Origin of the sequence: Streptomyces alkaliterrae (assembly GCF_007097205.2) — a bacterium.
GTDB lineage: Bacteria > Actinomycetota > Actinomycetes > Streptomycetales > Streptomycetaceae > Streptomyces > Streptomyces alkaliterrae.
On sequence record NZ_VJYK02000317.1, the window covers coordinates 1 to 6,202 of the forward strand.

The 6,202-nt window shown below is 73.5% G+C and carries 6 protein-coding genes; 4 read left to right on the forward strand and 2 right to left on the reverse strand.

Annotated features, from left to right (window positions below):
* The 4 genes from FNX44_RS22425 to fxsA form a co-directional block, all read left to right on the forward strand.
* Positions 1-1,045, forward strand: a 1,045-nt coding sequence (locus tag FNX44_RS22425; protein ID WP_143650600.1) for an amidohydrolase, incomplete at its 5' end; no start/stop codon positions are given.
* 624 nt (positions 1,046-1,669) lie between these two features.
* The gene (gene lnt, locus FNX44_RS22430) at positions 1,670-3,373 is read left to right on the forward strand and encodes an apolipoprotein N-acyltransferase (RefSeq protein ID WP_143650601.1); all 1,704 of its coding nucleotides are present in this window, start codon (positions 1,670-1,672) and stop codon (positions 3,371-3,373) included.
* Positions 3,370-4,137 carry a polyprenol monophosphomannose synthase gene (locus tag FNX44_RS22435; protein ID WP_143650602.1) on the forward strand — a complete coding sequence of 256 codons (768 nt, stop codon included), beginning with the start codon at positions 3,370-3,372 and terminating at the stop codon, positions 4,135-4,137. Before lnt ends, FNX44_RS22435 begins: the two co-directional genes overlap by 4 nt.
* Before the next feature lie 3 nt (positions 4,138-4,140).
* Positions 4,141-4,770 carry an FxsA family membrane protein gene (fxsA, locus tag FNX44_RS22440; protein WP_143650603.1) on the forward strand — a complete coding sequence of 210 codons (630 nt, stop codon included), beginning with the start codon at positions 4,141-4,143 and terminating at the stop codon, positions 4,768-4,770.
* A gap of 162 nt (positions 4,771-4,932) precedes the next feature.
* On the opposite strand, the gene FNX44_RS22445 is transcribed toward fxsA, so the two are convergent.
* Both FNX44_RS22445 and FNX44_RS22450 read right to left on the reverse strand, forming a co-directional pair.
* Positions 4,933-5,307, reverse strand: a complete 375-nt coding sequence (locus FNX44_RS22445) for an RNA polymerase-binding protein RbpA (RefSeq protein ID WP_143650604.1) — start codon at positions 5,305-5,307, stop codon at positions 4,933-4,935.
* A gap of 253 nt (positions 5,308-5,560) precedes the next feature.
* Positions 5,561-6,202 (reverse strand): MFS transporter (locus tag FNX44_RS22450; protein WP_143650605.1); only part of this gene is annotated, 642 nt, incomplete at its 5' end.

Sequence of the window (6,202 nt, forward strand, 5' to 3'; positions counted from 1 at the left end):
GCGGGAGGCCGCCCAGCGCGCCGCGCTGCGCCGCGCCGCCGAGCTGGGCATCGGCACCGTGCACGAGTGCGCCGGCCCCGACATCTCCAGCGAGGACGATCTGCGCGCCCTCCTCGCGCTCGCCGCCGAACAGGACGGCCCACGCGTCGTCGGCTACTGGGCCGAAGCGGTCACCTCGGCGAAGGACGCCCGTCGCATCCGCGAACTCGGCGCCCACGGCGCCGCCGGAGACCTCTTCGTCGACGGCTCCCTCGGCTCCCACACCGCCCACCTGCACACCCCCTACGCCGACCGCCCCGAACACACCGGCAACGCCTACCTCGACGCCGAGGCCGTCGCCGCCCACGTCGCCGCCTGCACCGAGGCCGGACTCCAGGCCGGCTTCCACGCCATCGGCGACGCCGCCCTCAGCGCCGTCACCGAAGGCGTGCGCCAGGCCGCCGCACGTACCTCCCTCGCCCGGGTCCGGGCCCTGCGCCACCGGGTCGAACACGCCGAGATGCTCACCCCCGCGACCATCGACGCCTTCGCCGAACTCGCTCTCACCGCCTCCGTCCAGCCCGCCTTCGACGCCGCCTGGGGAGGGGAGGACGGCATGTACACAAGCCGGCTGGGCGTCGAACGCGCCCGCACCCTCAACCCGTACGCCGCACTCCAGCGCGCCGGCGTCCCGCTCGCCTTCGGCTCCGACAGTCCCGTCACCCCGCTCGACCCCTGGGGCACCCTCCGCGCCGCCGCCTTCCACCACACCCCCGAACACCGCATCTCCGTACGCGGGGCCTTCACCGCCCACACCCGCGGCGGCTGGCGCGCCATCGGGCAGGACGACGCCGGCACGCTGGTCCCCGGCGCCCCCGCCGACTACGCCGTGTGGCGGACCGGGGAACTTGTCGTCCAGGCACCCGACACCCGCGTCGCGAACTGGTCCACCGATCCGCGCTCGGGCACGCCCGGCCTGCCGGACCTCACGCCCGGCTGCGAGCTGCCGGTCTGCCTGGCCACCGTGGTCGCGGGCCGCACCGTCCACCGACGGCCGATCGAGTGATCTCCGGCCCCGCCATACCGCCGAACGAAGACTGACCCCACACCCGGCGCACCCCGCCTGTCGCCACTCTGACCTGCTACTTCGTCAGGAAACCGCAGCTCACACGAGTGTTGACAGGCGGCCGCCGGTGCCGGGTAGGTTCAGCGGGTCCACCACGCGAGACGCCCGACCACCAACCACCGCGCAAGCCGTCGAACGCCGCTGGGCCACGCGGACTGCCAGCGAGGCACGCCGCCACAGAGAGCCAGGTCCAGGGCCAGCGGCCCGGGGGCGGAAGGTTTCGGCTGGTCGGCGGGTGCGACCCGGGCGGGGCCCGGCCGCTCAGTAGACAACGGCTCTGCGCAGACCCGCAGCCAGCGGGTCCCAGGTCGGCCCGAAGGGCGGCGGGCCCGGCTCCCGGTACCGACGGCCCCGGGCTCCCGGTACCGACGGCCCCGGCCGCCGCCGGGCGAGGGCGATCATCACGTCCGGTGCCCCGTATCGTGGAACCAGCGCCGGCGGACCGTACCCGCGCGCAACCCCGTGCACACGAGACATGCCCCACTTGTCGACGACGCGGGGGCCACAGGCGCCCCACCGCCGTTGTACGGTCGCTGTCCACCACTCGACGAACCAGGGAAGACCGTGCCGACGGGCTCCGACACCACCGCCGACACCGACCGGGGCGCGACCGCCCGGCCGGCCCCCGGCGACGCCTCCGCCGACGGACACACCGCGTCCGCCGCCCGCTCGCCGCGCCGGCGCCTGCCCGCCCGCCTTACGGCCGCCCTGTGGCGACGCCTGAGCGCCGGCGCCCCCCGCGCCGTGCTCGCGGCCCTCGCCGGTCTCGCCCTGGCCGCCGCCTTCCCGCCCTACGACCTGTGGCCGCTGTCGCTGCTCGCCGTCGCCGCGCTCAGCCTCCTCACCTCCGGCCGCACCGCCCGGCAGGGTGCCCGGACCGGATTTGTCTTCGGCCTGGCGTTTTTTGTCGGACTGCTCAAGTGGCTCAGCGTCGTCGGCTGGGACGCCGTGCTCGGACTGTCGGTGCTCCAGGCCCTCTTCGTCGCCGCGCTCGGCGCGGGCCTGGCCGCCGTCTCCCGGCTGCGGGCCTGGCCGCTGTGGGCCGCGTGCCTGTGGGTCGCCCAGGAGTGGGCCCGCGACCGCGTCCCGTTCGGCGGCTTCCCCTGGGGCAGGCTGGCGTTCGCCAACACCGGCTCGCCCTTCACCCCGCTCGCCGCGCTCGGCGGCGCCCCCCTGGTCACGTTCGCCGTCGCGCTCACCGCGACCCTGCTCGCCGCGGCCGTCACCCTCCTCGCCACCGGAACCCTCCGCCGACCCCGGCCGGCCCCCGGCCGCGCGCGCCCGGCCGCGCTGGCCGCCACCGGGGCCCTGGCCGTCGCCTGCCTGGGCTACGCCGTACCCGTCCCGACCGCGGCCGCCGACACCGTGGACATCGCCGTTGTCCAGGGCAACGTGCAGCGCCCCGGCATGGACTTCCTCGGCCGGCCCATGATGATCCTCAACAACCACGTCGAACCGACGCTCGCCCTGGCCGAGGACGTCAGGGCCGGCCGGGTGGCGCGACCCGACCTCGTCATCTGGCCGGAGAACGCCTCCGACCTCGACCCGCACCGCTACCCCCAGGCCCGCGCCGCCATCGACCGCGCCGTCGCGGCGATCGGAGTGCCGATCCTGGTCGGCGCCCTCGTCGACCACCCCACCCGGGAGGGGTACGTCGAGAACCAGGGCATCGTGTGGGACCCGCGCACCGGCCCCGGCGCCTCCTACACCAAGCAGCACCCGGTCCCGTTCGGCGAGTACGTGCCCTTCCGGGACCAGCTCAGCAAGGTCATCAGCCGTCTGGAGCGGGTGCCCCGCGACTTCTGGCCCGGCGACGAGCCCGGCGTGCTCCAGGTCGGCCCCGCCCGCCTCGGCGACGTGATCTGCTTCGAGATCGCCTACGACGAGATCGTCCGCGACACCGTCAACTCCGGCGCCCGCGCCCTGGTCGTCCAGACCAACAACGCCACCTACGGCCGCACCGGCCAACCCGAGCAGCAACTGGCCATGTCCCGCCTGCGCGCGATCGAGCACGGCCGGGCCATCGTCACCGCCGCCCCGAGCGGCATCAGCGCGATCGTGGCCCCGGACGGCACCATCAAACAGCGCACGGAAGAATTCACCCAGGACGTACTGACCGCACGCCTCCCGCTGCGCGACGAGCGGACCGTCGCCGACCGCGTCGGCGCCGCACCGGAGTGGGCCCTGGCCCTGGCCGGGCTGGGCGCGGTCGCGGTCGGCCCCGTCGCGCGGCGGATGAAGAAGCACCAGAAGGGGAACCCGCAGTGAACAAGGCCGGCAAGCGAACCCGGGAGCCACTGGGCGATGTCCTGGTGATCATCCCCACCTACAACGAGGCCGACAACGTCGAGCCGATCGTCTCGCGGGTCCGCGCCGCCGTGCCCGAGGCCCACATCCTGATCGCCGACGACAACAGCCCGGACGGCACCGGCAAGATCGCCGACGAACTCGCCGCCGCCGACGAGCACGTGCACGTCCTGCACCGCAAGGGCAAGGAGGGCCTGGGCGCCGCCTACCTCGCCGGCTTCCGCTGGGGCACCGACCACGGCTACGACGTCCTGGTCGAGATGGACGCCGACGGCTCCCACCAGCCCGAGCAGCTGCCCCGACTGCTCACCGCGCTCACCGGCGCCGACCTCGTCCTCGGCTCCCGCTGGGTGCCCGGCGGCCGCGTGGAGAACTGGCCCGCCTACCGCAAGCTGCTCTCGCAGGGCGGCAGCACCTACTCCCGGCTGCTGCTCGGCATCCCGCTGCGGGACGTCACCGGCGGATACCGCGCGTTCCGCGCTGCCACCCTCAAGGGCCTGGACCTCGACCAGGTCGCCTCCCAGGGCTACTGCTTCCAGGTCGACCTCGCCTACCGGGCCGTGCAGGCCGGCTTCCACGTCGTCGAGGTGCCCATCACCTTCGTCGAACGCGAACGCGGCGACAGCAAGATGAGCCGGGACATCGTCGTCGAGGCCCTGTGGCGGGTCACCGCCTGGGGAGCCACCTCCCGCTTCCGGCGCCTGACCGGCCGCAGGCACACTTGAGTCATGACCACAGGTGAACCGGTTCCCTACGAGTCCGGACGGGACCAGGCCGGCCCCGGAGCGGGCGGCCCCCACGACACCCCTGGCGCGGCCGGCCGCGCCCGCCGAAGGCCCCGCGGCTGGCGGCGCTTCCTGCCGCTGATCGTGGCCGCCTTCCTGGTCCTGGAGATCTGGCTGCTGACCGTGCTCGCCGACCTCGTCGGCGTCGGCGGAGTGCTGCTCGTGCTGCTCGGCGGCGTGGTGCTCGGCTCCGTGGTGATCAAACGCGCCGGGCGCCGCGCCTGGAGCAACCTGACCGCCACCATCCAGCAGGGCTCCGGCACCACGGTCAGCCCGCCGCCGCCCCGCGGCCTGACCGGCGGCGGCAACGCGCTGGCCATGCTCGGCGGACTGCTGCTGATGTTCCCGGGGCTGCTCACCGATGTCGCCGGGGTGCTGTGCGTGCTGCCGCCGACCGCCGCTCTGGTGCGCCGCCTCGCCCGCCGCTCGCTGTCCTCCAGCGGTCTGGGGGACGCCGTCCAGCAGGTGCGCCGTGCCCAGGAGCAGGCGAACATCCACCGCCCGGACGGCAAGATCGTCCAGGGCGAGGTGCTGCGGGAGGACAACCCGGACCGGGGCGACGCCCGCGACTGACCCGCCGCACGACCGCGGCCCCCACCGGAACCACACGAGGCGGGGGCCGCGGCCGTGGGGGAGCGGCCCCCGCTCAGGGGAAACGCAGACAGCCCGCTGGGCCCGGCGTACGCCGGGCCTGCGGGCCGTTCTACCGCCGCGGGCGAAGCCCACGGCCTTCGTTCACGCGCTCTTGCGACTGTCGCGCGGATGCACCGCGATGTTCATCGCACCCGAGCGAAGGACCGCCAGCCGCTCGGCCAGCACCTCCTCCAGCTCCTCCCGGGTACGTCGCTCCATGAGCATGTCCCAGTGCGTCCTCGCGGGCTTCGCCTTCTTCTCCTCCGGTCCCTCGCCGTCCACCAGCAGGGCCTGGGAGCCGCAGACCTTGCACTCCCACTCCGGCGGGATCTCCGCCTCGACCGAGAACGGCATCTCGAATCGATGGCCGTTCTGGCATGCGTACTCCACCGCCTGGCGCGGCGCCAGGTCGATGCCGCGGTCCGTCTCGTAGCTGGTCACCACGAGCCGAGTGCCGCGTAGAGCTCGCTCACTCATGAATTGTGCCTCCCGGGCTTGTCGCCCACAGGACAGGTGTCGCTGTCGTCGTCATCCGGTCAACGTCCGATCGGCGGTGATGATTCCCGAATCGGGAGATGCGTCGCCCGTCGTGCCGCCCTTGTTGTACCCCCCGGTGCCCGCCTTGTCACATCGATTGGGGTTTGTCACCCGTGGTTCACGGTGTCGAGGCGTGCAGTAACGGTCCGTCCGGCGGGCCGAAGGCGTACACTACCGCCCCCACGCCGAATGCCTAAATCCGCTCCGGCGGGGTGTTCCCGACCGCCAGCATCGCCCGCCGCACCGGCACCCTCCACAGCAGCACAAAACCGAGGACGAAGAACACCACAAGCGAGATGATCGCGTCCCGGTAGCTGCCGGTCAGCTGGTACACGATTCCGAACACCAGTGGCCCCAACCAGCTGGTTCCCCGGTCGCTGATCTCGTACAGCGCAAAGTACTCCGACTCCTTGCCCGCCGGCACCAGCTGGGAGAACAGCGACCGCGACAGCGCCTGGCTGCCGCCCAGCACCATACCGATCGCCGCCGCCAGCGCGAAGAACCACAGCGCCTCCCCGGCCGGCAGGAAGTAGCCCGCGCTCACCGTCGCCGTCCAGGCAACCAGCGAACCGAGGATCGTCCGCTTCGCCCCGTAGGACTGCGCCAGCCGGCCCAACAGCAGCGCCCCGAACACCGCCAGCACCTGCACCAGCAGGATCGCCCCGATCAGCGTCGTCTGGTCCATGCCCAGCTCCGCAGAGCCGAACACCGACGCCTGCGTGATCACCGTCTGGATGCCGTCGTTGTACAGCAGGAAGCCGGCCAGGAACAGCAGCGTCAGCGGATAGCGGCGCAGCTCGGCCAGCGTCGCGGCCAACTGCCGCCAGCCCCCGCC